The sequence below is a fragment of the Tistrella arctica genome (assembly GCF_039630945.1).
Lineage (GTDB): Bacteria > Pseudomonadota > Alphaproteobacteria > Tistrellales > Tistrellaceae > Tistrella > Tistrella bauzanensis.
This window is the reverse complement of sequence record NZ_JBBKTV010000002.1, coordinates 246359-270407: the sequence shown is the minus strand read 5'-3', so window position 1 is coordinate 270407 and position 24049 is coordinate 246359. Positions and strand designations below refer to the sequence as shown.

The following is a 24049-nucleotide window of genomic DNA, read 5'->3' as shown; positions in this document are numbered from 1 at the left end:
GTGAAGAATGACAGGCGTGAATAAGGAACCGGATATGCAGCCTGTATCGATGACCTGCGGTACCGACCTTGCCACCATCCTGCGGCAGCGCGAAGGGCAGGCCGCTTTCGACAAGCCCTGGGAATTGCGCATTTTTGCCGTTGCTGTCGCCGCCTGCAACGCGGGGGAATTCGGCTGGGATGAATTCCAGGAGGCGCTCACCGATGCCATCCGCCACTGGGAGGCGGCCAACCCCGACTTTTCATCCGAGGACTGGAACTATTACGAGCATTTTGTGACGGCGCTTGAAGTCGTACTGGCGCGTCATGACAGACTGTCGACCGACAATCTCGACGATCGTGCGAGAACCATCCTCGACACGCCGCCGCACAAGCATCACGTCGCCCGATACGACCCGATCACGGTAGACGCCGCCGCGATCTGATGCGGTGAGGCAGGCCTGGCTTCGGCATCCTGTCGGAGACGACGGCCACGACAGCAGATCCCGATCAGGGGGAGCCACCTGATCGGGATCTGTATGCTCGGCCGCACCACGCCTTTAGATCAGTGATTTCCTCGGCGGCAACCGTACCGTCGACACGCGCCAGAGCGGCCAGGATAACCGCTTCCGAGTCGACCGATCCCCACATATGACGCGAGCGAACTTCTGCCGCCGGCTCCTTTCTGCGCGTCGACCAGGCAGGCCCAGAATCCGCTGAAGGAACAACGGGACGTCATCGAAGACGTCGCCGTCGAAATCGATGCAGCACGTGATCTGGTCGACCCGGAACTGCCGGACGCCGCGGCATTTGTGGCAGCGGGCCTGAAGACACGGGCACTATCGGCTGCAACGGTGCAAAGACGCATATGACGCCAAAGCGTGTGACTGCTTGATATCCGCCGGTCAGGTCAACCTGCCGGCGGTGTTTGTCGGGACTGCATTCACGACCACACGACGCGGCCGCCCTCAGGCAATCACCAGATAGACGATGATCATCGCCAGCACCGCCAGCCCCAGGCTGATCGTCAGGATATAGCGGACGCGGCCGGTGGTGCGGGCCTGGCGGGCCTCGGTCCTGGGCATCACCGGCGGCGTGCCCGTGGGGTCGGGGCGGGCATCGGGGCCAGGGGTCGCGGTTGCGTCGACATCGGGATGGGGACCGGGGGTGATGCCGTCGCCGGTGCGGCGGTCGTTCTGATTGTCCGTCATCCTGTGTCCTCTCGGCTGTGGGATGGGGCCGGTGCGCGGCCCCATCAGGGCGATGAAACGCCGGTGGCGCGCAAAGGTTCCCGCCGAAGGCCCGTGGATGACCGGGGCGGATCATTGAACGCCTGGCCTCCGTGCGTGGCGACAGGCGCCGCTTCCCGCTTGACGCGGTCGCCGAGGTCGCCGATATTAAATTCAAACAAACGTATGAATAATTTTCTGGGGCAAGACAGCTTGCCGGTCCGGCCGTTCGAAAGAGTGCAGCATGCAGTTCGATCACAGCCCAGAGGTGGAGGCGCTGCGCCAGCGTCTGCGCGATTTCATGGACCACTATATCCTGCCGGCCAATGCCGCGTTTCATCATGCCATCGCCGCCGGCAACCATCCGGTGGAGCTGATCGAGCGGTTGAAGGCCAGGGCCTGGGAAGCCGGGTTGTGGAACATGTTCCTGCCGTCGCTCGCCGACGACCAGCCGGGCCTGCGCCTGTCGAACCTGGACTATGCGCCCTTGGCCGAGATCATGGGGCGGGTGCCGTGGTCGGCCGAGGTGTTCAATTGCGCGGCCCCCGACAGCGGCAATATGGAATTGCTGCAATTGTTCGGGACGCCCGCGCAGAAGGCCCGCTGGCTCGATCCGTTGCTGACCGGCGAGATCCGCTCGGTGTTCTGCATGAGCGAGCCGGATGCGGCCTCGTCGGACCCGACCAATCTGGCGACCACCATCCGCCGTGACGGGGATGATTATGTCATCGACGGCCGGAAATGGTTCATCACCGGCACGCGCCATCCGAAACTCAAGGTCGCGATCGTGTTCGGCATCACCGACCCCGATCCGGCGGCGGCGCGCCACCGGCGGCATTCCTTCGTCATCGTGCCGATCGACCAGCCGGGGGTGAGCATCACCCGCGACATCACCCTGATGGGCGCGCATTCGCCCGAGGGGCATGGCGAGGTGGTGTTCCGCGGCGTGCGCGTGCCCGCCTGCAACCTGATCGGCGAGGAAGGATCGGCCTTTGCCATTGCTCAGGCACGGCTTGGGCCGGGGCGGGTGCATCATGCCATGCGCAGCATCGGCCAGTGCGAACTGGCGCTGGAACTGATGACCGAACGGGCATTGGAGCGCCGGGTCTTCGGCCAGCCCCTGGCTGAGCGGGCCAATATCCGCGACTGGATCGCCGAAAGCCGGATCGAGATCGACCAGTGCCGCTTGCTGGTGCTGCATGCCGCCTGGCTGATGGACGCCAAAGGCAATGCCGCCGCCCGTACCGCGGTGTCGGCGATCAAGCTGGCCAGTGCGCGCCTGCAGACCCGCGTCGTGGACCGGGCGATGCAGGTGTTCGGTGCCGCCGGCCTGTCGCCCGACACGCCGCTGGCGGCCTTGTGGAACTGGGGGCGGGCGCTGCGTGTGCTCGACGGGCCGGACGAGGTGCATCTTCAAACCGTGGCCCGCGCCGAACTGGCGGCGGCACGGGCGGCGACCGGCCGCAACGCGCTGCATTTCGTGGCGCCGGCTGTCTGATCCGCCCGGCGGCACAGGTTCTGCCCGGCGGCGCCGATGGCGACGACAGCGCCGGTCAATCGGACTGGAGCGAGGGGTGTGCGTCCAGCCAGCCGACCAGTTCGACATCGAACTGGTCGGGCTCTTCGAAGAAGGGCGCATGGGCGCTGTGTTCGAAGACCCGGATGGTGAGATCGGCGAAGCGGTCGCGCACCACCTCCCACAGCCAGGCCGGGGGCACCAGATAGTCGTGCCGGCCCAGCATCAGCAGCACCGGCACCGCCAGCCGGTCCAGCCCGCGGGTGATGTCGATGTCGCGGAACACCGTGCCCCAGACATGGTCGAACATCGCCATGTTGGTCTCCACCCCCGCCCACAGCCGGGCGGCATCGAAGGTCGGATCGAACCACGCCTTGGGGCCGGTCAGCAGGCAATAGCTGATGAAGGCACGCGACGGATCATCGGCGATCGCCGCCGGCAGCCGCGCCAGATTGGCCGCCAGCAACGCCTTGCGGTGGGGGCAGGCGGTTTCGGCGAAATGGCGCTCGCCCGCCTCATGCGCCGCCACCGAATAATCGGGGCTGAGACAGGCCATCACCACATGGGTGACGGCATCGGGATAGGCCTTGGCGTATTCCAGCGCCAGAAACCCGTGGCCCGAATGGCCGAACACCGCCACCTGCCCCAGGCCCAGACGCAGGCGGACAGCCTCGACATCCCCCAGCAGCCTGTCCAGCGCATAGGCGGCCGGATCGGTGGCATGATTGCCCGGCGCGAAGCCGCGATGGTCGACGAACACCAACTGCATCTTCTGCCGCAGGGTGGCCGGAAAGCTGCGGGCATAATACAGGGCCGAGCCGATCACCAGCAGCACCGGCCGGCCGGGCGTGTCGCGGCCTTCGATGCGCACCTGAAGGGCGAAACCATCGACCGTCACCAGACGGCTTTCGGGGGCGGGCAGGGCGGCTTCGTGAGACATGGCGTAACGACCGGCGCTGGTGGTTCAGAAGCGCTGTGTACAGGTGAAACAGCCGGATGATCCTAGAACCGTAACGCGAACAAATAAAGAACATTCTGTCCGCCGGTTGCAGCTTTGCCGCGCGCCGCCCCCCCTGCGCGCGCCCTCCCTTTATGTCGCCGCCCCGCCCGGTCAGTCGACGGTGAGCACGATCTTGCCCTGAATGTGCCCTTCCCCGGCCCGCTCATGGGCCTTGCGGGCATCGGCGAGCGGATAGCTGCTATCGATGACGACGCGGAAGGTGCCGTCGTCGAGCAGGTGGGCGAGTTCCGCCAGTTGCGCGCCGTTGGAGCGGACCTGGGTGGTCGACACCGTGACCCCCAGCGCGCCTGCCTCGTCCGCACCGGAAAAGCCCAGCGGAAAGATCGGGAACAGGGCGCCGCCGCGTTTCAACAAGCGCAGGAAGCGCCCAGTGGTCGGGCCACCAAGCGTGTCGATGACCAGATCGACATCGCGGATGATGTCCTCGGGGGCGGTTTTCCTGTAGTCGATGACGTCGTCGACGCCGAGCTCGCGCAGAAGTGCCTCGTGTCGGCCCGATGCCACCGCGATCACCCGCGCGCCCTTCCATCTGGCGATCTGCACGGCGAAATGCCCCACGCCGCCGGCGGCTCCGTTGACGAGAACGGTCCTGCCCTCCAGCGGCACCGGCTCATGCTTGTGGGGTTGAAGCGGGTTCGGCTCATCATGCCCGAGGTCGATCATGAACTGCCAGGCGGTGAGCAGCGACATCGGCGCGCCGGCGGCGTGCAGGTGATCGATACCGGCCGGCTTCACGGCAAGGTCCGACACCGGCACGCTGACATATTGGGCATAGGCCTTGCTGTCCCCGAACACGCCTTCCGGAAAACGCACCATCGCATAGACCGCGTCGCCGACCGAGATGCCGGTCACGTCGTCGGCGACCGCCTCGACCACGCCTGAAATGTCGGTTCCTGGAATGATCGGGAAGGCGTGCGGCGGCCGCCATTCCGGGGGCAGCGTCTTATATCCGTCCCGCAGATACCAGTCGGGGGGATTGAGGCCGACCGCATGCACACGGACGCGGACATGACCGGGCGTCAGATCGGGCATGGGCGCATCCTCGTAGACCAGCACCTCGGGGCCACCGAATGCGTGCAGGCGCACGGCCTTCATCATCTCTCGCGACATCGATGTCGTCCTCCACAGCGTGATGCGTCGCCAGCAATGGCGACAGCGACCATATGTTCCCGGACATCTGAATTGATAATAGCCGTCGCTTTCGCTTTAATAATGCCATGAAGGAACAAATGGGATTGGAGCGGCTGGCGGGCCTGATCGCCTTTGCCAGAGCCGGGTCGATGGGCAGCTACACGGCCGCTGCCCGGTCGCTGTCGATCACCCCCTCGGCGGTGAGCAAGAGCGTGCAGCGGCTGGAGCAGCGCCTGGGGGTGTCGCTATTCACCCGCACCACGCGCTCGTTGACGCTGACACCCGAAGGGCGCGATCTGCATGAGCGTGCGCTGAGGCTGTTGCGGGATGCGGAAGACATCGAGCAGATGGCCATCACCGCACGCTCGGAACCTTCCGGCACCTTGCGGATCGCAGCGCCGCTGCCGATCGGGATCCATGTGATCGCCCCCGCGCTGCCGGCTTTCCGCAGACGCTATCCCGCGGTGACGGTCGATCTGCGGCTCAACGATCAGATGGTCGATCTTATCGAGCACCGGATCGATATTGCGGTGCGGATCGGCGAGCTGGCGGATGGGCGGCTGCTGTCGCGCCGGCTTACCCCGCACCGGCTCTGTGCCTTCGCATCACCGGATTATCTGGCAAGACGTGGCACGCCGGTGCACCCGAACGCCCTGGCGGGGCATGACACGGTCAATCTCCGTTACCAGAGCACCGGGCAGGTGTTCCGCTGGCCGTTCCGGATCGGCGGGCAGGTCGTCGAGATCGTCCCGCAATCCGGACTCGTCGTCGACGCCAGCGATGCGCTGATCGCAAGCCTCGCGGCCGGTGGCGGCATCGGCGTCTGTGCGACATTCATCGCGGCGCCCTATGTGGCGCGGGGCGACCTGGTCCCGATCCTGTCCGGATTTGCCGTCGACCGCGACAACATTACGGCCCTCTGGCCGGAAAGCCGGCGGGCGAACCCGGCGGTGCGGGCGTTCCTGGCGGTGTTGCACGAGATTTTCCACGACCGCATGACCGCTGCCGCCGCGCTGTCGCTTTGATCAGCCCGGCCCGTGACATTTGCATATTGCGACGTGATTGACGGCGGATTGATTTGGGTCAAGTCGCCCCGGTACCGCCGGCTCTAGCATCACTTGACTGGATGTTCGACGGGAACCGGCAAGGCGCCATGAACAGCAGCGCTGTTTCCGACTGCGTCTGACGGCCCTGCTCGGCAACGCGTCGTGCGGGCGTGTCCGGCGCTCCGGCAGATGGACGTTAAGCGAAGGAACGCGCATATGAGCGTCACCGAAACGGCGACACCGCCGGCATCGGACGGGAAACCGTCCCGAAAGCTCGGTCTGGTGCCTCTGATCGCTCTGGTCGTCGGGTCGATGATCGGCGGCGGCGTCTTCAGCCTGCCCCAGAACATGGCCAAGGGCGCATCGCCGGGGGCGGTCATCATCGGTTGGCTGATCACCGGCATCGGCATGCTGGCGCTGGCCTTCGTCTATCAGGGCCTGTCGACCCGCAAACCGGCACTCGATGCCGGCCCATATTCCTATGCGCGTGCGGGCTTTGGCGACTTCATCGGTTTCAACAGTGCGTGGGGCTACTGGCTCAGCGCGTGGCTGGGCAACGTGTCCTATGTCGTGCTGATCTTCGGCGCGCTCAGCTATTTCTATCCGGCCTTCGGGGCCGAGGGGAACACGGTGCAGGCCATCATCGGCGCATCGGTGGTTCTGTGGATCACGCATGCTCTGGTCCTGCTGGGCATCCGGCAGGCGGCGATCATCAACGTTATCACCACCCTCGCCAAACTGGCGCCGATCGCGCTGTTCATCGTGCTGGTGGCGATCGCGTTCAACATGCCGACATTCAGCATCGACATCTGGGGCCTGGAGACGCCTGATCTGGGCGGCATCATGGCGCAGGTCAAAAGCACCATGCTGGTGACACTCTGGGTCTTCATCGGGATCGAAGGCGCCAGCGTCGTCTCGGGCCGTGCCGCGACGCGCGCCGATATCGGCCGCGCCACGATCATCGGCTTTGTCCTGGCGCTGTCGATCTATCTGTTCGTGTCGCTTCTGTCGTTCGGCGTGATGACCCAGCCGGAACTGGCCGGGCTGCCGGCTGCCGCCTCGATGGCCAATGTGCTCGAACAGGCGGTCGGTCCCTGGGGTTCGATCGTGGTGCGCATCGGGCTGGTCATCTCGGTTGCGGGCGCATTTCTGAGCTGGACCCTGTTCGCCGCGGAAATCCCCTATCGCGCCGCGAAAGAAGGCATGCTGCCGGCAGTATTCGCCAAGGAGAACAGGAACGGCTCGCCCGCCGGCGCGCTGTGGATCACCAACATCTTCGTGCAGATCTTTCTGATCGTCACACTGGTCGCCAACTCGACCTATCTCGCGCTGTTCTACATCGCCTCGACGGCGATTCTGGTGCCGTATGTGCTGTCAGGCGCCTATGCCTTCAAACTGGCCCTGAGCGGCGAGGGCTATGCCGCGGGCGAACGGCGCGGGCGCGATATGGTCTATGGCGCGCTGGCCACGGTCTATGGCGCATGGCTGGTCTATGCGGCCGGCCCCGCCTACCTGCTGATGTGCGCCATCCTCTATGCGGTCGGTGTTCCGATCTATTGGTATGCGCGCTCCAGACGGGGCGAAAAGGCCTTTTCCGGCATCGAAGCCCTGATCGGCATCGGCATCGTCATCGCCGCCGGCATCGCCGCCTATCAGATGTGGACGGGCGCGATCAGCGCGCTGTGACCCCCGACATCCTGGAGTGATGAAATGACCACGCCCCCGAAACTTGGTGTCCATTCTGAAACCGGCAGATTGCGGCAGGTCATTGTCTGCCGCCCCGGCCTTGCCCATCGGCGCCTGACGCCATCGAACTGCCAGGATCTGTTGTTCGACGATGTTTTCTGGGTGAAGCAGGCGCAGAAGGATCATGACGTGTTCGCCGGGCTGATGCGCAACGAGGGCGTCGAGGTGCTGGACGTCAACAACCTGTTGGCCGAAACCCTCGACATCGCCGAGGGGCGCGCCTTCGTGCTGGATCATCGGATAACGCCGGATCATGTTGGCGTCGGCATGCAGCCCGAACTGCGTGGCTGGATGGATACCCTGCCGGGCGCCAAACTGGCCGAATACCTGCTGGGCGGGCTGGCGGCCGACGACCTGCCCTTCGAACCCCACAACCTGTTCGGCAGCTACCTGGGCCATCACGGCTTCATCCTGCCGCCACTGCCCAATGCGCTGTTCACCCGCGACAACTCGGCCTGGATCTATGGCGGGGTGACGGTGAACCCGATGTACTGGCCGGCGCGGCGCCCGGAAACGCTGCTCAACACGGCGATCTATCGGTTCCACCCGAAATTTGCCGGCCAGGTCACCATCCATTGGGGCGATCCCACCCGGGACCACGGGCTGGCGACGCTGGAAGGCGGCGACGTGATGCCGGTCGGCCGGCGCACCGTGCTGGTGGGCATGGGGGAACGCTCGTCCCCGCAGGGGATCGGTCAGTTGGCCGAAGCGCTGTTTGCCGATGAGGTCGTGGATCGGGTGCTGGCCTTCCGCATTCCAAAATCGCGCGCGGCCATGCATCTCGATACCGTCTTCACCCTGTGTGGCGGCGATGTGGTGACGACCTTCAAGGAAGTCGCAGACGAGCTGGTCTGCTATGACATCCGGCCCGCCGAAGGCAAGGCGCCGCTGTCCTTCCGCCATGACCCGCGCCCGATCTTCGACATCGTGGCCGAAGTGCTGGGCTATAAAAAGCTGCAGATCGTGCCCACCGGTGGCAACACGGAAGAGGAACGGGCGCGCGAGCAGTGGAATGACGGCAACAACGTGCTGGCGCTGCGCCCCGGCGTGGTGGTGGGCTATGACCGCAACGATGATACCAACGCGGCACTCCAGGCGGCCGGGATCGAGGTTCTGGCCATGCCGGGCGCGGAACTGGGCCGTGGCCGTGGCGGCGGGCATTGCATGAGCTGCCCCACCATTCGCGACGCCGTCTGACCTGAAAGGATTGCCCCCATGGCCTTCAATCTGAAAAACCGCAGCCTGCTGACCTTGCGTGACTACACCCCGCGTGAAATCGCCTTTCTTCTGAAACTCGCCGCCGACCTGAAGACCGCCAAATATGCCGGCACCGAGGTGCCGAGATTGCAGGGCAAGGACATCGCCCTGATCTTCGAAAAGGACTCGACCCGCACCCGTGTCGGGTTCGAGGTGGCCGCCTATGATCAGGGCGCACGCGTCACCTATCTGGGCCCGACCGGCAGCCATATCGGCCACAAGGAATCGGTCAAGGATACCGCACGGGTGCTGGGCCGGATCTATGACGCGATCGAATATCGCGGTTTCGGCCAGGACATCGTCGTGGAGCTGGCGAGATATTCCGGGGTGCCGGTCTATAACGGGCTGACGAAGGAATTCCATCCCACTCAGATCCTGGCGGATTTTCTGACCATGCAGGAGCATGTCGACAAGCCGCTGCATCAGGTGTCTTACGTGTTTGTCGGCGATGCGGCGAACAACATGGGCGACAGCCTGCTGATCGGCGGTGCCAAGATGGGCATGGATGTGCGCCTGTGCGCGCCCCGCGAATGCTGGCCCGGCCAGGCGATCCAGGACGAGGCACAGGCCCTGGCCCGGGAGACCGGCGCGCGGATCCTGATCAGCGACGATATCGACACGGCGGTCAAGGGCGTCGATTTCGTCTACACCGATGTCTGGGTGTCGATGGGTGAACCGAAAGAGACATGGGCGGAGCGGATCAGGCTGTTGACGCCCTATCAGGTGAACGCGCCCATGATGGCGAAGACCGGCAACCCGCGGGCGCGGTTCATGCATTGCCTGCCGGCCTTCCACAATACCGAAACCACGGTCGGCGCCGAGATCGAGGCCACCTATGGCATCAGCGCCATGGAGGTGACCGAAGAGGTGTTCGAAAGCCCGGCCTCGATCGTCTTCGATCAGGCGGAGAACCGGTTGCACACCATCAAGGCGGTGCTCGTCGCCACGCTGGGGGCCTGAGATGCTGGTTGTGGCGGCATTGGGCGGCAACGCCCTGCTGAAACGCGGAGAGCCACTGACGGCAGAGGCGCAGCGCGCGAATGTGACGCGCGCGGCCGAGGCTCTGGCTGGCGTGGTGCGGGCCGGGCATCGCCTGGTCGTCACCCACGGCAACGGGCCCCAGGTCGGGCTGCTGGCCCTGCAAGGCGCGTCCTACAAGCCCGACGAGGCTTATCCGCTGGATGTGCTGGGCGCCGAGACCGAGGGCATGATCGGCTATATGATCGAGCAGGCGCTGGAAAACGCCCTGGATCACGACCGGCCGGTGGCGACCCTGCTGACGCAGGTTGTGGTCGATCGCACCGATCCGGCCTTCGGCAAGCCGACCAAGTTCGTCGGGCCGGTTTACGACCGGGACGAGGCCGAAGCCCGGGCCAGGGCCGCGGGCTGGGCGATTGCCGCCGACGGTGCCAAATGGCGCCGTGTCGTGGCATCGCCCAGACCCGTCGACATTCCCGACCTGCGGGTGCTGAACCTGCTGCTGGATGCCGGGGTGATCGTCATCTGTGTCGGCGGTGGCGGCATTCCCGTCATCCGCCGCGACGATGGCAGTCTGATCGGGATCGAGGCGGTGATCGACAAGGACGCGGCCAGCGCCTTGCTGGCCCGGCAACTGGGCGCGGACGCGCTGTTGCTGCTGACCGATGTCGATGCCGTCTATCGCGATTTCGGCACCGAAAAGGCAGCACGGATCGGCGATCTGACACCGGCCGCAGCCGATGCGCTTGGCGCCCCCGCCGGCTCCATGGGCCCGAAACTCGCCGCCGGCGGCGACTTCGCCCTCACCGGCGGTTTCACCGGCATCGGCCGGCTGGAGGACGCCCTGGCCATTCTGGATGGCAGGGCCGGCACGCGGATCACAAGCGCGGTGTCGCGCTGACGGCCTTCCTGCCCGACCGTTTTGGATGATCGGGCAAAGCCGCGCCGTCTGCCGGAAACCGTGCCGCGACGCCTGCGACCACATCGTCGACGATGTCCTGCAAGGCCCGGGGCGGGCTGCCATCGCGTGCCTGGATCGAGATGCCCTGCATGACGGCGGCCAGATGGCGCGCCAGTTGCCGGATCTCGTCGGTGCCGGCAAAGGGCTGGAGCGCCTCGGCGATCCGTTCGCGCATGGCATCGCGACGGGCGGCCGCGTCACGGGCGAGCGAGGCATGCTCAGGGTGACAGGTGATCATGCCGCTTGAGATCATGCAGCCAGGTTCAAGCGCGGGGTCGGTGACGGATTTTACCGCCTGTTCCAGCAATGCCCGCACCGCCCCGGCCAGCGACGTCGCCGACCGGATGGCCGTCATATCCAGCCATCCGACCGTCTGCTCATAGCGCAGAACCGCTTCCCCATAGAGCGCCGCCTTGCTGCCAAAGGCGGCATAGAGGCTTGGCGGCGCGATGCCGATGGCTTTCGTGAGGTCGCCGATCGACACGCCGTCATAGCCGTGCCGCCAGAACAGCCGCATCGCGGTCTCGATCGCCTTGTCGCGGTCGAAACTCCAGGGGCGGCCACCACGGGGTTTCACATCTCGTTCCATAGCGGGCATTAAACAACCCTTGACACCGCACGTCAAGTCGGTTGAATAGCAATCGCTAAACAACATGGAGCGGCAGGCATGACCCCCTCAAGACGCAGCTTCCTCGCCGGCTCGGCCGGCCTCGTCGCCCTGGCGGTGGATGCCGCCTATGCGCCGCGGCGCGCGCATGGCGCATCTGCGGCGGGTGCCGCAGACAACGCGGCGCCAGCCCCAAATGCCGATCGGGCATTTGTGGCGGCGCGTCAGCCGTTCACCATCCGCTCGGCCGATGGTGTGATGCTGGCGGGAGAGGCGCAGGGCGACAGTCAGGCGCCAGAGATCCTGTTCATCCACGGCCTGCGTCAAAGCCGCCTGAGCTGGGAGAAGCAGTTTGCCGATCCCGCGCTGGCCGGCTTCCGGCTGGTCGGCTTCGACCTGCGCGGCCATGGCGATTCCGACAAGCCCGCGTCGCTCGATGCCTATCGGGATGCCGATCGCTGGGCGGATGACGTGGCCGCCGTGATCGCCGCAACCGGGCTTCGCCGACCGGTGCTGGTCGGCTGGTCCCTTGGCGGCTATGTGGCCGGCGCGTACTTGCGCAAATATGGTGGCGCGCAGATTGCGGGCATAAACCTGGTCGATGCGGTCGTGCGGCTGTCGCCGGATCTGCTGACCGGAGAGGCCGGAGATTTCAGCCGCACCACCATCTCGCACGATCTGGCCGAACGCACCGCGGCCACGGCCGATTTCCTCGCCGCCTGCTTCCATCGCCAGCCGACGGAGGTGGAGATGCGGCGCATGCTGGTCGTCAACGGCATGACCGCCCGTGCCGTCAACGAAGGCTTCATCAAGACGACGACCTTGGATCTTGAACCCGTCTTCAAAGCCTATGCCGGCCCTATTCTGCTGACACACGGCATTCACGACCGGCTGGTTCATAGAGCGATGTCGGAACTGATCACCGCCGGTCACGCCAACAGCCGGTTGTCGCTGTTCAACGAGAGCGGACACAGCCCGTTTTACGAAGAGCCGGTCCGGTACGGGCAGGAACTTGCCGCGTTCGTCACAGCCGCGTACCGGGGGTGAGGAGAGGCGGTGGCGCGCGGCTATCCGCCGGCCGCCCGCGTCGCATAATCCACGCCCGACAGCAGCAGCAGGATCATCAGCCAGACCAGGGCACCCACCGCCGCCAGCCGCAACAGGCCGCCTTCCTGGCGCAGATGCATGAACACCCAGAAGATGATCGCCGCTTTGGCGAGCGCGATGCCGATGGCGGCCGCAATGCTGAACGGCCCCGACAGCACGAAACTGGCGGCGATGGTCAGCCCCAGCAGCGCCACCAGCGCCGCCCAGGCCAGAAGGAGTGAACCGGCGCCGTGCCGGGCGGTGTCGTGCGATGTGGTGTCCTGGTCGGGTCTCCGGGTCATGGCATCACCGTGCAAGGTACAGAACCGGATAGAGGAACACCCAGATCACATCGACCAGATGCCAGTAGAGCGCCGTCACCTCCACCGTGACGATGCGGCCGGGCAGGGGCAGCATGCCCCGCCTCAGGCGCAGTGCCATCCAGGCCAGCAGCAGCACGCCGATCGTGACATGCACCGCATGCAGGCCGGTGGCGATCAGATAGGCGTTCATGAACAGATGCTCGACCGGCCCTGAGAACCGGGTCGGCACCGACACCGCCGGCAGCAGGCCGTCGGCGGCCTCGATGCTGTATTCGTAGGCCTTGATGGCCAGGAACACGATGCCCAGAAGTGCCGCCGTGGCCGACCAGCCGGCGGCCGCTTGGCGGCGGCGGGCGCGGGCCGCATGCACCGCCAGCGCCACCATCAGGCTGGATGTCAGCAGCACCAGCGTGTTCAGCCCGCCGATCCACAGATGCAGCCGCATCGATGCCGCGACCACCTCGGCCGGGTGCAGGCGGCGCATGACGAAGATCACCGCGAACAGGCCGCCGAACAGCATGATCTCGCTGGCCAGGAACACGAACATGCCCATCATGTCGGCGCTGTGCTGCTGGCGCGGGCGGCCATAAGGGTCATGCAGGTCGACGCGGCGGTCAGCCATGGCGGGCATCCCCGGTATCCGTGTCGCCTGGCGCCTCGTGTTCGACCTCGTAATCATAGGGCGGGCGGGTCACCACCGGCAGGGTGGCGAAATTATGCTTGGGCGGCGGCGATGGCACCGTCCATTCAAGGCCCGTGGCGCCCACCGGATTGGGGCCGGCCGGCGCCCCATAGCGCATGGAATAAAACAGATAGGTGAACGGCAGCACATAGGCCACCGCCAGTATCCCGGCGCCGGCCGACGACATCACATGCAGCACCTGGAATTCCGGGGCATAGACGTGATACCGCCGGGGCATGCCCAGATAGCCCAGAATGAACTGCGGAAAGAAGGTGAGGTTGAAGCCCAGAAAGATCAGCACCGCCGAGAACCGCCCCCAGACCACCGACGATCGCCGGCCGATCATCTTTGGCCACCAGAAATGCAGCGCGCCGAAATAGGCCGAGACCGTGCCGCCGACCATGATGTAATGGAAATGCGCGACCACGAAATAGGTGTCGTGGACATGCACGTCCACCGCCAGCATCGCCAGCACCAGACCGGTCAGCCCGCCGACCACGAACAGACCGATGAAGCCCATGGCGAACAGGAAGGGCGGGTCCAGCGAGATGTGGCCCTTGTACAGCGTCGCCGTCCAGTTATAGACCTTGATGCCCGATGGCACCGCCACCACCAGGCTGAGAAAGGAAAACACCGCGCTGGCATACATCGACTGGCCGGCCACGAACATGTGATGGCCCCAGACCAGAAAGCCGATGATCGCGATCGCGATCGAGGAACCGGCCACGAAGCGATAGCCGAAGACCGGCTTGCGCGCCGCCGCCGCGATCAGCTCGCTGACCACCCCCAACGCCGGCAGCACCATGATGTAGACCGCCGGATGGCTGTAGAACCAGAACAGATGCTGATAGAGCAGGGGATCGCCGCCAAGCGCCGGATCGAACACCCCCAGCCCGAACACCCGCTCGGCCGCGATCAGGGCCAGCGTGATCGACAGCACCGGGGTTGCCAGAACCAGGATCAGCGCGGTTGCGTAATGCGACCAGACGAACAGCGGCAGCCGCCCCCAGGTCATGCCCGGACAGCGCAGCTTGTGCACCGTGACGATGAAATTCAGCCCGGTCAGGATCGACGAGAAGCCGACGATGAACACCGCCGTCGCCGCCAGCACCACATTGCCGTTCGAGAACATCGATGACAGGGGCGTATAGAAGGTCCAGCCGGTATCGACGCCGCCGGTGATCAGCACGACCACCGTGAACATCCCGCCCAGAATATAGATATACCAGCTTATCAGGTTCAGCCGCGGGAAGGCCAGATCGCGGGCGCCGATCATCAACGGGATCAGGAAATTGCCGAAGGTGTTGGGGATCGACGGGATCAGGAAGAACCAAACCATGATCACCCCGTGCAGGGTGAAGGCGCGGTTATAGCCCTCATTGGTCAGCAGATCGCCTTCCGGGGTCAGCAGATCCACCCGCAGCAGGGCGGCGGCGGCCCCGCCGATGAAGAAGAACATCGTCACCGAGATCAGATACAGGATCGCGATCCGCTTGTGATCGGTGGTCAGCAACCACGAGCGCAGCGTATGGCCGGCGCGCAGATAGCTGACCCGCTCGTCGCCGGTCTCGGCGTCGCCGGTTTCGGCGTCACCGGTCTTGGGCCAGCCGCGCACGCGGCGGTCATCGATGGTCGTGGTCCTGTCGGTCATCGGCCCTGCTCCACGGGGGGCCGCCCGCCGGCGGGGTGGTCGTCGGCGGGCGACTGGCTGGATGGCGGATCATTGGCGAGCGACTTGATATAGGCGACGAGCTGCAACACCTGGGCTTCGTCCAGAATGTTGCGGAAGGTGGGCATGATCCGCGGATAGCCGGCGGCGATCTGCGCTTGCGGCAGCAGAATGCTGTCGCGGATATACTGGTCGTCGGCGGTGACCACGCTGCCGTCATCCAGCGGCACCGGCCGGCCATAGAGCCCGGCCAGGGGCGGCGCATGCACGGTGGCCGCCGCACCGTGGCAGCCGCTGCACCCGGCACGTCGAAACAGCGCCGCCCCCTGTGCCGCCAGTGAGCGGTCGACATCGGTTTCGGCGAGCCAGCGGGCATAATCGGCCGGCGCCATCACCACCAGCCGCCCGCCCATGGTGGAATGGTCGGTGCCGCAGAATTCGGCGCAGGTCATGACATAGTCGCCCGGCTTGTCGGCCGTGAACCACATGCTGACATAGCGGCCCGGCACCACATCGCGTTTCAGGCGCAGCGCCGGGACATACAGGCTGTGGATCACATCCTGTGACGCCATCGTCAGCCGGACCGGCTGGCCCGCCGGCACATGCAGTTCGTCGATTTCCCGCTGACCGCCCGGATGCTGGAATTTCCACATCCATTGCTTCGCCTCGACCTGAATGTCGATGGCGTCGTCGGGTGGATGATAGATGTCGACATACAGCGAGGTCGCCCAGACGAAGAACACCACGATCAGGACGAAGGGGATGATCGCCCACGAGACCTCGATCCAGACATTGCGGTTGATCGGGTGACGGCGGTTGGCGGCGCGGCCACGGCGATAACGCAGCGCGAACACCACCATCAGCACGAAGACCGGCAATGACAGCGCCGCGACCAGCAGCGTGAAGCCCAGAACCAGAAGGTCCACCTGGCCGGCATGGGCCGATGCCTCGCCGGCCCAGCGGGTGAACAGATCGCCGATCATGCGCCGTCCTGCCCGGCGCCAGGCGCCTTGTGCGCGCGCAGCCGTTCACGCAGCAACGCCAGCCCGATCCATCCGGCGCCACCCGCGGCCACGGCGCCGCCCGCGATCCTCAGCAGGGCCCAGATGATCGATCCATATTGGCCGGTTTCGGGATCGTAGTGATAGCAGAGCAGCAGGATCTGGTCGCCCCAGTCGCCCAGCCGGCCGTCGCCGGCCTCGGTCAATGCCAGCCGCAGATCGGTCGGCTCCGGCGTCACGCCATACAGCCAGCGGTCGAGCCGGCCGCCGCCGTCCAGAACCGCCACCGCCGCGACATGGGCGTACTGGCCGATCTCGTCATCCCAGGCATAGCGATAGCCAAGCGCATCGGTGATGGCGGCGATCATGTCGGCGGTGCCGGTCAATCCATGCAGGCTGGCCGGTGGCAGATCGGGAAAGCTGCGGCGCAGGGCATCCAGCGATGCCCGCGCGGCATCGGGGCCTTCACGCGGATCGATGCCGAAGGCCACGATCTGGAAATCCTGTCCGGGGCGGTAATCCTGTGCGGCGATGGCACGCATCAGCCCCGACAGGGTGACGCCACAGATGTTCGGGCAGTCGTGCAGCACCGGGGCCAGCAGCAGGGGCTGGCCATTGCCGATCTGCCCCAGGGTGACCGTGGCGCCGGTCTGGTCGCGAAATGGCAGATCCATCGGGATGCTGGCGCCGGGCTTCTGGTCGATGCCGGCGCGACCGAACGGATCGAAGGCCCGGGCACCGCCAATGCCGCCGCCAATGCCGCCGGCCAGGATGACCAGGATCAGGGCAAGGCTGCGCATCATGGCCGGGATCCTTCGCTGGCGGGTCTATTGGTGACGGGTGCTTCCGTGGCTGGTCCTTCGGTGGCGTCCGGGTCGGCATGTGCGGCCGGGGGCGGCGGGCCGCCGGGGCTGTCGGGCCAGCCGCGCGCGGCCATCAGCGCCATGGCCCGCTCGATCGGGATGGCGGCGCGGCCGGCCGCGCGATCGATCCAGCGATAGCCGCTGATCCGCTCACGCGCGGCGGCCTCGATCGCCGCGCGATCGGCCGAGGGCGCGTTCTGAAGCCGTGGCGCCGATGGCGCGCGATCGGTGGCGACCAGGGCCGATCGCGCGGGCGGTGCCCCGTCATCGACCAGGGCGATGACGGCCACGACGATGCCGATCGACAGCGCGATGCCGGCGAACAGCCCGACGACCGCATAGACCACCTTGCGCGGCGCCACGTCGCGCCGTTCGTAATCGCGTGCGCCACCCGTTCCGGACTGCCGATGCGCGGTCATGATGGCGTCTCCCGCGTCTGACGTTGCCTCTCCGCCCATCGCCGGGCGGGCGCACAGGCGGCCAGGCCGATCAGGCCAAGGCCGGCGACCGACGACACCAGCGCCACCACAGCCAGGGTTTTGGCCTCGCCGGCCTCCGGCACCACCAGCCAGATCATTTCCACCAGCTTGCCTGCGAAGATCAGGCCGCACAGGCCCGCCAGCCAGCGGCGGCTGTGGCGGATGGGAGGGAACAGCAGCAGGAAGGCGGGCCCCATATGCAGCGCGATCATGGTCTGGCTGGCCACGGCCCACAGCCCGCTATTGCGGTGCTGATACCAGCGGGCGCCCTGGGGCAGGTTGCCCGACCAGATGATGAAATACTGCATGAAGGCGAAATAGCCCCAGAACAGCATCATCGTCAGCATCAGCCCGCCCAGAATGCCGGTATGCCGGCCGCCATCGCCCGACAGCAGCCGCGCCGACACCATCGCCAGCAATGCCGTGGTGATCTGGTTGGCCAGGATATACAGCCCGAAGCCCGATGCGTGAAAATCGGGATCCAGCGACATCAGCCAGTCGACCGCCATGGTCGTGTCCAGCAGCACGAAGCCGATCAACCCGGCGGAGGCCACCGCTTTCGGCCGCCCGCGCCCCGTCAGCAGCAGGGCCGCCAGTCCGATCGCCACGGCAAAGAACACCACCGTGCGCAGGCTGAAGGTCCAGCGATCGAGATAGGCCGCCCGATAGGCGGTACGGGCGGTTTCATCCGCCCCGCCGCTGCCCGCCCAGTCATACAGCGCCGGCAGGCCGATCAGCACCGGCAGCGCCGCCACCGCCGCCAGCGGCAGCAGCAGCAGGGCCGCTTCGCCCGGTTGGCGCAGGGTGTCGCGCCACGGTCCCGGCAGCAGCCGCATCATCATCACCAGCGCCAGCGCGCCGATGGGAACCCCGCTCCACAGCGCGAAGCCGCCGAGCCAGCCGACAAGGGCGGCGCGCGGGTCGGCGATGGTCAGCAGCAGCGCCACCGCACAGCAAGCGGCACCCGCGATGGCCGCGACCGGCCGGCGATCCCATCCCCGCCGGCTCATCGTGGCACCCCGGCATCGGTCGCGATGCCCGTGCCCGTGCCCGTGCCCGTATCCGTGCCGCTGGCGTCGAGCGCCGCCAGGTCTTCGGGCGACAGCTCGGCTGCGTCGGCATTCTGGCTGAGTTGCAGGGCGTGGATATAGCCGGCGATCGCCCAGCGGTCGGCCGGGGCCACGCGGTCGGCATAGGAGAACATCACCCCATAGCCGTTGGTGATGACGTCGACGACATAATGCGACGGCGCGCCGCGCAGCCGGTCGCTGTGGAAACTGGGCGGCTGGGGAAACCCGCGCGCGGGCACGGTGCCGCGGCCATAGCCGGATGCGTCGTGGCAGGGCACGCAATAGATCTGGAACCGGTCGCGGCCCCGCGCCAGAAGTGCCGCCGTCATCGGCGGGCGCCGGGTCAGCGCCGCGTCCAGTGCCGCCGCATCGCGCGCGACCGTGCCATCAGGGGGCGCCTGCAACGATTTGCCATCGGCGAACAGGGTACTGGCCTCGGCGGAGTCATAGCGCGGCTGGTGGTTCATCTCGTCGCAGGACCACAGCGTCAGCGCCAGCACCACCCACAGACCGGCACGCATCACCCACAGACCGGCACGGATCATTCCGGTTCCTCCGTGTGCTCGACCAGGGAAATCGCCACCGGCTGCAACCCGTCGAGGAAGGCGCGGGTGTGGCCGGGGTGGAACTGGTCATCGTCGCCGAAGATCACCAGGAAAAATTTATCGGAACTGGCCAGGTGGAAATGGTCGACGCTGAAGATCGGATGATGCAGGCGCGGCAGATGGTTGAGGATCAGCATGCCGCCGATCGAGAACAGAACCGCGAACAGAACCGTCAATTCGAAGGTGATCAGCATGAAGGCCGGCGGCGCCAACAGCGGTCGGCCGCCGATATCGATCGGGTAGTCGAGATTGGTCCAGACCTGCATGCCATAGCCCAGCGCCGCGCCGAACAGGCCGCCGGCGAGCGTCAGCCAGGGCACGCGGTTCTCGGTGAAATCCAGTGCGTCGGTGAGTTCGGCGATCGGGAACGGCGTATAGGCATCGATGCGCCTGAAGCCGGCGTCGCGGGTCTTGTGCACCGCGTTCACCAGATCCTCGGCGCGGTCGAATTCGGCGACGATGCCGAAGGCTTCGGTATGCGGGGTGGGTTCGCGCATCAACCGCCCCGCTCTTCGAACAGGGCTTCCTTGACCTCGAAGGACGAGATTACCGGCAGGACGCGCACGAACAGCAGAAACGGCACCAGGAACACGCCGAGCATGCCGGCGAACAGACCCCACTCCCAGAGGCTGGCGTGATACGCCCCCCAGGACGAGACCAGGTAATCGCGATACAGCGCGGTCACCAGCAGCATATAGCGTTCGAACCACATGCCGATGGTCACCGACAGCGCGATCAGGAACAGTGCGACCGGGTGGCGCCGCACGCGGCGGACCCACAGCAATTGCAGCGGCACGAAATTGGCGATGATCGCGCCCCAATAGCTCCAGGCATAGCTGCCTCCTGCGCGGTCGGCCAGGGTGGCGAGTTCGCGATGCTCGCCCGCATACAGCACGTCGAATGCCTCGGCCCAATAGCCATAGGCGGTCATCATGCCGGTCGCCAGGGTGAATTTGCCCAGCAGATCCAGATGGCGTGGCGTCACCAGATCGCCCAGGCCCAGCGCATGGCGCAGCACCACGGCGATCATCGCCACCACAGCGAAGCCCGAAAACGCGGCGCCGAGCACGAAATAGGGCGGAAACACGGTGGAGTTCCAGCCGGGGATCGGGCCGGCCGCGAACAGCAGCGAGATTTCGGAATGCACCGACACCACCAATGGCACGGCGATGGCCGCGGTCAGGCGATAGGTCTGGCGCCAGCGCGCCCAGTGCCGCGCCGAGCCGCGCCAGCCCAGCGCGAACAGGCCATAGAGCACCTGTGGCAGCCGCTTGCGGGCACGATCGCGGGTCGAGGCCAGATCGGGCACGATGCCGATATACCAGAACAGCACCGACACGGTCAGATAGGTCAGCACCGCGAAGAAATCCCAGGCCAGCGGGCTTTTGAACTGCGGCCAGATGTTCATCACATTGGGATAGGGCGCCATCCAGTAGAAACGCCACGGCCGGCCCAGATGCAGGATCGGATACAGGCCGGCGCAGATCACCGCGAACAGGGTCATCGCCTCGGCGAAGCGGTTGAGCGCGTTGCGCCAGTGCTGGCCCAGCAGCAGCAGCAACGCGGAAATCAGCGTGCCGGCGTGGCCGATGCCCAGGAACCAGACATAATTCGAGATCGCGAGCCCCCAATTGACCGGGATGTTGTTGCCCCAGACCCCGACGCCCTTCCAGAACAGCATGCCGGCCGAGACCAGGAACAGCGCCAGCAGGCACAGGGCCACGCCGAAGCAGATCCACCAGGCGCCGGGCTTCGGATAGGCCACCGGTATGCGGGTGATTTCCTCGGTGATGCCGGCATAGCGGTCGGTCATGACCGGTCGTCCTCCGCATGGGCGCGCGACGGCTCGATCCGGGCCAGATAGGTGGTGCGCGGCCGGGTGCCGGCCTCTTCCAGAAGGCTGTAATCGCGCGGGCCGGCCTTGCGGCGGCTGACCGCGGTATCGGGGTCGGTGACGTCGCCGAACACGATCGCCCGGGTCGGGCAGGCCTGCTGACAGGCGGGCACGACCTCGCCGTCGCGGATCGGGCGCCCATCCTTTTTGGCCTCGATCCGCGCGGCGCTGATCCGCTGGATGCAATAGGTGCACTTCTCCATGACGCCGCGGTCGCGCACCGTGACGTCGGGATTGCGCATCGCCCGCACCGGTTCCGGATCGTCGCCGGTATAGTCGAACCAGTTGAACCGGCGGACCTTATAGGGGCAAAAGGACGAACAGGTCCGGGTGCCGATACAGCGGTTGTAGACCTGCAGGTTCAGCCCGTCGCTGCTGTGGACCGTGGCGTTCACCGGGCAGCCCATCTCGCACGGCGCCTGTTCGCAATGCATGCAGGGCACCGGCTGAACATACATGCGCGGGTCTTCCGGCGCGCCCTCGTGATAATGGTCGACGCGCAGCCAGTGCATCTCGCGGCCTTCGGCGACCAGATCCCGGCCCACCACCGGCACGTTGTTCTCGGCCACGCAGGCGACCACGCAGGCATTGCAGCCGATGCACAGATCCAGGTCGATCGACATGCCCCAGGACGGGCTGCCACCCGTCGGCTGCGGATACAGGCTGGGCGGCACCGCCTCGGGCACGGCCTCGGGCTTCGGCGGCGGCGCGTCGGGGGCGGGCACCGTGCGGACGAAATCATAGCCGTCCATCGCCTGATGGCGCTGGGTGGTCGCCAGCCGGTGCCGGACATCCTCAGCCGTCACCTCCACCCGGCCGACATGCCATGGCCGGTCATGTCGCCGAAGCCGGAAGGCGTTATAGCCAAGGCCGTCGGCGATGCGGCCCGGCGCGCTGCGGCCATAGCCGAGCGTGGCGGTCACTGTCCGCGCCGCTTGTCCCGGCAGCACCCAGGCCGGACCCGACACGGCGGCGCCGTCATCCGTCTCCACGCGCAGCCCGTCGCCGGTCGCGATGCCGCGTTCGGCCGCCAGCGCCGGGCTGATCATCAGCACATTGCCCCAGGTCAATTTGGTGTGCGGCTTGGGGGTTTCCTGAAGCCAGGCGTTCTCGGCATAACGGCCGTCCCAGATGGTGGGATCGGGGCGCAGTTCCAGATGCAGCCCAGAGGCATCGTCGACTGCCGACATGTTGCCCGCATCCAGTCCGTCGGCGGCGGCGATGCCGTCGGGCATGACCGGGGGCGCGGCGCTGCCGGCGACGAAACCTTGCAGCAGCGCATCCTGCCAGCGCTGGTCGAAATCGGGGCCCCAGGCCGCCCGCCATGTATCCTGCACGACGGTACGGCCGCCGCCGGCGGTGCCGGTCGGCCCGCCCTGCAATGCCGCGACGACGACGTGAACCGACCGGACATCATGGAAAGGCCGCACCAGCGGCTGCACGATGCCGGCTGTGCCATCGACCGCCCGGCCGTCGCTCCAGGTTTCCAGATCGTGTTCCAGCGGCAGGTGCCAATGGCAGAGGGCCGCGGTTTCATCGACATGCAGGCCGGCATGGATCCGCACCGGCACGGCCTCCATCGCGGCGACGAACCCCAGATCGGCGGGTGCCGTATAGGCCGGATTGGCGCCGATGATCGCCAGCGTGCCAACCCGGCCCGCCGCCATGTCGCGGGCCAGCGTCGCGAACGATCCGGCGCCGTCGGGTGGCGCGGCGATCACCGGACGGATCAGGCGCAGCGTGGTGCCGATCGCCCCGATATGCCGGTTGATCAGCAGGCCCAGCGCCTGGATGGCGACCGGCTGGCGGGCGCCGACGCAGACCACGGCGCGGCCACGATGACTGCGGATACCGGCGACGGCCCCCGCCACCCAGCGGCGTTCCGCGGCCGTGAGGGCAGGGGCCTCGATGCCCGGCAGTCCGAGGCTGGCGGCAAGGGCGGTGGTGAGCGCGCCGATCCGGGCGCTTTCGGCGATGAGCCGTTCGTCGGCCATCAGGCCGGTCAGGGTGGGGCTCGCCTCGGCCACATACAGCGCCGCGTCGCCGTCACCGGCCTGCCGGGCCAGCCGGCGCATCGACCAGCGCCGGCCATGCACGGCCTGGCGCGGACCGGGCCCCAGGATATCGTCGTCCAGATCCACCACCATGCCGGCCAGATCCAGGCGCAGATCAGGGTCGAGCGGCTGGCCGAAGGCCCGCTGCGTGGCGGCATGACGGCTGTCCTCGGCGGCAGGTTCCAGCACATGCCAGCGTGCCCGCGGCCAGCGGCGCATCATGGCGCCGATCTGGCGGCGCAGCGTCGGTGACGAGACGGCGCCGGTCAGCAGGCGGAATCCGGCACCGCCGCTGGCATCCAGAGCGGCGGCGCGCGCGGTGGCGGCGCGCTCGACCGCCTGCCAGGTGGTCGGTCCGCCCAGTTCGCGGGGCACCGTCGACCGGTCCGGATCATAGAGGCCCAGCAATGCCGCCTGCATGAACGGGTCGGTGGCGCCGCCGGTCGCGGGATGCCGGTCATTGCCTTCCAGCTTCACCGGCCGTCCGACATGGGTTTTGCCCACCACCGGCTGAAGATAGCCGGCAAAGCCGATGCCCGTTGCGTAATAGCGTGGCACGCCGGGCGTGGTGAACTCCGGTGCGGTCACATAGGGCATGGCGGTCTCGTCCGCCTCGGTCTTGCAACCGGTCAGGCCCGCCAGCGCCAACGACGCGCCCATCAGCTTCAGCATCGACCGTCGGTCGATGTCGGAGGCGGCGGCCACGCGTGACAGCAATTCAGGATCGACCACCCGGCGCAGAGCCGGCGTTTCGGTCAGGTCATCCAGACCGCGCCAGAAGTCGCGGCCGGTTCTGCCGGCGAGCCTTGCGCGGATGGTCGTGACATCGTCTGACCTGTGGTCTCGCATGATC

23 protein-coding genes are annotated in these 24049 nt (G+C 66.7%); 8 read left to right on the top strand and 15 right to left on the bottom strand.

The annotated features are described in order from the left end of the window. The first annotated feature begins 34 nt into the window (after positions 1–34). The gene (locus tag WG924_RS05145) at positions 35–424 is read left to right on the top strand and encodes a nitrile hydratase accessory protein (protein ID WP_345931949.1); all 390 of its coding nucleotides are present in this window, start codon (positions 35–37) and stop codon (positions 422–424) included. Between the two features lie 522 nt (positions 425–946). Here the strand turns inward: WG924_RS05145 and WG924_RS05140 are convergent. Further along, on the bottom strand, positions 947–1189 hold the full coding sequence (locus tag WG924_RS05140; protein WP_345931948.1) for a hypothetical protein: 243 nt from the start codon (positions 1187–1189) through the stop codon (positions 947–949). 262 nt (positions 1190–1451) lie between these two features. Between WG924_RS05140 and WG924_RS05135 the strand changes: the two genes are divergently transcribed. Further along, on the top strand, positions 1452–2705 hold the full coding sequence (locus tag WG924_RS05135) for an acyl-CoA dehydrogenase family protein (protein ID WP_345931947.1): 1254 nt from the start codon (positions 1452–1454) through the stop codon (positions 2703–2705). A 55-nt stretch (positions 2706–2760) separates the two neighbouring features. On the opposite strand, the gene WG924_RS05130 is transcribed toward WG924_RS05135, so the two are convergent. Then, positions 2761–3663: an alpha/beta fold hydrolase gene (locus WG924_RS05130; protein ID WP_345931946.1), complete on the bottom strand. Its 903-nt coding sequence runs from the start codon at positions 3661–3663 to the stop codon at positions 2761–2763. 171 nt (positions 3664–3834) lie between these two features. Further along, positions 3835–4854 carry an NADP-dependent oxidoreductase gene (locus WG924_RS05125; RefSeq protein ID WP_345931945.1) on the bottom strand — a complete coding sequence of 340 codons (1020 nt, stop codon included), beginning with the start codon at positions 4852–4854 and terminating at the stop codon, positions 3835–3837. Positions 4855–4961: 107 nt separating this feature from the next. Here WG924_RS05125 and WG924_RS05120 point away from each other — a divergent pair, with 107 nt between their 5' ends. The 5 genes from WG924_RS05120 (at position 4962) to arcC (ending at position 10803) form a co-directional block, all read left to right on the top strand. After that, entirely contained in the window at positions 4962–5900 is a 939-nt protein-coding gene (locus tag WG924_RS05120; protein ID WP_345931944.1) for a LysR family transcriptional regulator, read from the top strand. A 237-nt stretch (positions 5901–6137) separates the two neighbouring features. Continuing rightward, positions 6138–7607, top strand: a complete 1470-nt coding sequence (arcD, locus tag WG924_RS05115) for an arginine-ornithine antiporter (RefSeq protein ID WP_345931943.1) — start codon at positions 6138–6140, stop codon at positions 7605–7607. A 24-nt stretch (positions 7608–7631) separates the two neighbouring features. Further along, entirely contained in the window at positions 7632–8864 is a 1233-nt protein-coding gene (locus tag WG924_RS05110; protein WP_345931942.1) for an arginine deiminase, read from the top strand. Between the two features lie 18 nt (positions 8865–8882). Continuing rightward, the gene (gene argF, locus WG924_RS05105; protein WP_345931941.1) at positions 8883–9884 is read left to right on the top strand and encodes an ornithine carbamoyltransferase; all 1002 of its coding nucleotides are present in this window, start codon (positions 8883–8885) and stop codon (positions 9882–9884) included. 1 nt (position 9885) lies between these two features. After that, positions 9886–10803: a carbamate kinase gene (gene arcC, locus WG924_RS05100; RefSeq protein WP_345931940.1), complete on the top strand. Its 918-nt coding sequence runs from the start codon at positions 9886–9888 to the stop codon at positions 10801–10803. On the opposite strand, the gene WG924_RS05095 is transcribed toward arcC, so the two are convergent. Next, entirely contained in the window at positions 10781–11452 is a 672-nt protein-coding gene (locus WG924_RS05095) for a TetR/AcrR family transcriptional regulator (RefSeq protein WP_345931939.1), read from the bottom strand. The genes arcC and WG924_RS05095 overlap by 23 nt on opposite strands. A gap of 78 nt (positions 11453–11530) precedes the next feature. On the opposite strand from WG924_RS05095, the gene WG924_RS05090 reads away from it, so the two are divergent. After that, positions 11531–12517 (top strand): alpha/beta fold hydrolase, encoded by a 987-nt coding sequence (locus WG924_RS05090; RefSeq protein WP_345931938.1) that lies wholly within the window; start codon positions 11531–11533, stop codon positions 12515–12517. 20 nt (positions 12518–12537) lie between these two features. On the opposite strand, the gene WG924_RS05085 is transcribed toward WG924_RS05090, so the two are convergent. The 11 genes from WG924_RS05085 to WG924_RS05035 are packed head-to-tail and all read right to left on the bottom strand — an operon-like array spanning position 12538 to position 24045. Then, positions 12538–12858, bottom strand: a complete 321-nt coding sequence (locus WG924_RS05085; RefSeq protein ID WP_345931937.1) for a cytochrome C oxidase subunit IV family protein — start codon at positions 12856–12858, stop codon at positions 12538–12540. A 4-nt stretch (positions 12859–12862) separates the two neighbouring features. After that, positions 12863–13501 carry a cytochrome c oxidase subunit 3 gene (locus WG924_RS05080; RefSeq protein WP_345931936.1) on the bottom strand — a complete coding sequence of 213 codons (639 nt, stop codon included), beginning with the start codon at positions 13499–13501 and terminating at the stop codon, positions 12863–12865. Continuing rightward, positions 13494–15212: a cytochrome c oxidase subunit I gene (locus tag WG924_RS05075; RefSeq protein WP_345931935.1), complete on the bottom strand. Its 1719-nt coding sequence runs from the start codon at positions 15210–15212 to the stop codon at positions 13494–13496. The genes WG924_RS05080 and WG924_RS05075 overlap by 8 nt, the downstream gene beginning before the upstream one ends. Beyond that, positions 15209–16213, bottom strand: coding sequence for a cytochrome c oxidase subunit II (gene coxB, locus WG924_RS05070; protein WP_345931934.1), 1005 nt, complete (start codon positions 16211–16213; stop codon positions 15209–15211). Before coxB ends, WG924_RS05075 begins: the two co-directional genes overlap by 4 nt. After that, the gene (locus tag WG924_RS05065) at positions 16210–17034 is read right to left on the bottom strand and encodes an SCO family protein (protein WP_345931933.1); all 825 of its coding nucleotides are present in this window, start codon (positions 17032–17034) and stop codon (positions 16210–16212) included. Before WG924_RS05065 ends, coxB begins: the two co-directional genes overlap by 4 nt. Beyond that, entirely contained in the window at positions 17031–17513 is a 483-nt protein-coding gene (locus tag WG924_RS05060; protein ID WP_345931932.1) for a hypothetical protein, read from the bottom strand. Before WG924_RS05060 ends, WG924_RS05065 begins: the two co-directional genes overlap by 4 nt. Continuing rightward, positions 17510–18583: a hypothetical protein gene (locus WG924_RS05055; RefSeq protein ID WP_345931931.1), complete on the bottom strand. Its 1074-nt coding sequence runs from the start codon at positions 18581–18583 to the stop codon at positions 17510–17512. The genes WG924_RS05060 and WG924_RS05055 overlap by 4 nt, the downstream gene beginning before the upstream one ends. Further along, a complete protein-coding gene (locus WG924_RS05050) occupies positions 18580–19188 on the bottom strand; it encodes a c-type cytochrome (protein ID WP_345931930.1) in 609 nt (202 codons plus the stop codon). The genes WG924_RS05055 and WG924_RS05050 overlap by 4 nt, the downstream gene beginning before the upstream one ends. After that, positions 19185–19745, bottom strand: coding sequence for a DUF3341 domain-containing protein (locus tag WG924_RS05045; protein ID WP_345931929.1), 561 nt, complete (start codon positions 19743–19745; stop codon positions 19185–19187). The genes WG924_RS05050 and WG924_RS05045 overlap by 4 nt, the downstream gene beginning before the upstream one ends. After that, the gene (gene nrfD / locus WG924_RS05040) at positions 19745–21061 is read right to left on the bottom strand and encodes an NrfD/PsrC family molybdoenzyme membrane anchor subunit (RefSeq protein ID WP_345931928.1); all 1317 of its coding nucleotides are present in this window, start codon (positions 21059–21061) and stop codon (positions 19745–19747) included. Before nrfD ends, WG924_RS05045 begins: the two co-directional genes overlap by 1 nt. Continuing rightward, complete coding sequence (locus tag WG924_RS05035) at positions 21058–24045, bottom strand: Fe-S-cluster-containing hydrogenase (RefSeq protein ID WP_345931927.1); 2988 nt, start codon at positions 24043–24045, stop codon at positions 21058–21060. Before WG924_RS05035 ends, nrfD begins: the two co-directional genes overlap by 4 nt. Positions 24046–24049 lie beyond the last annotated feature (4 nt).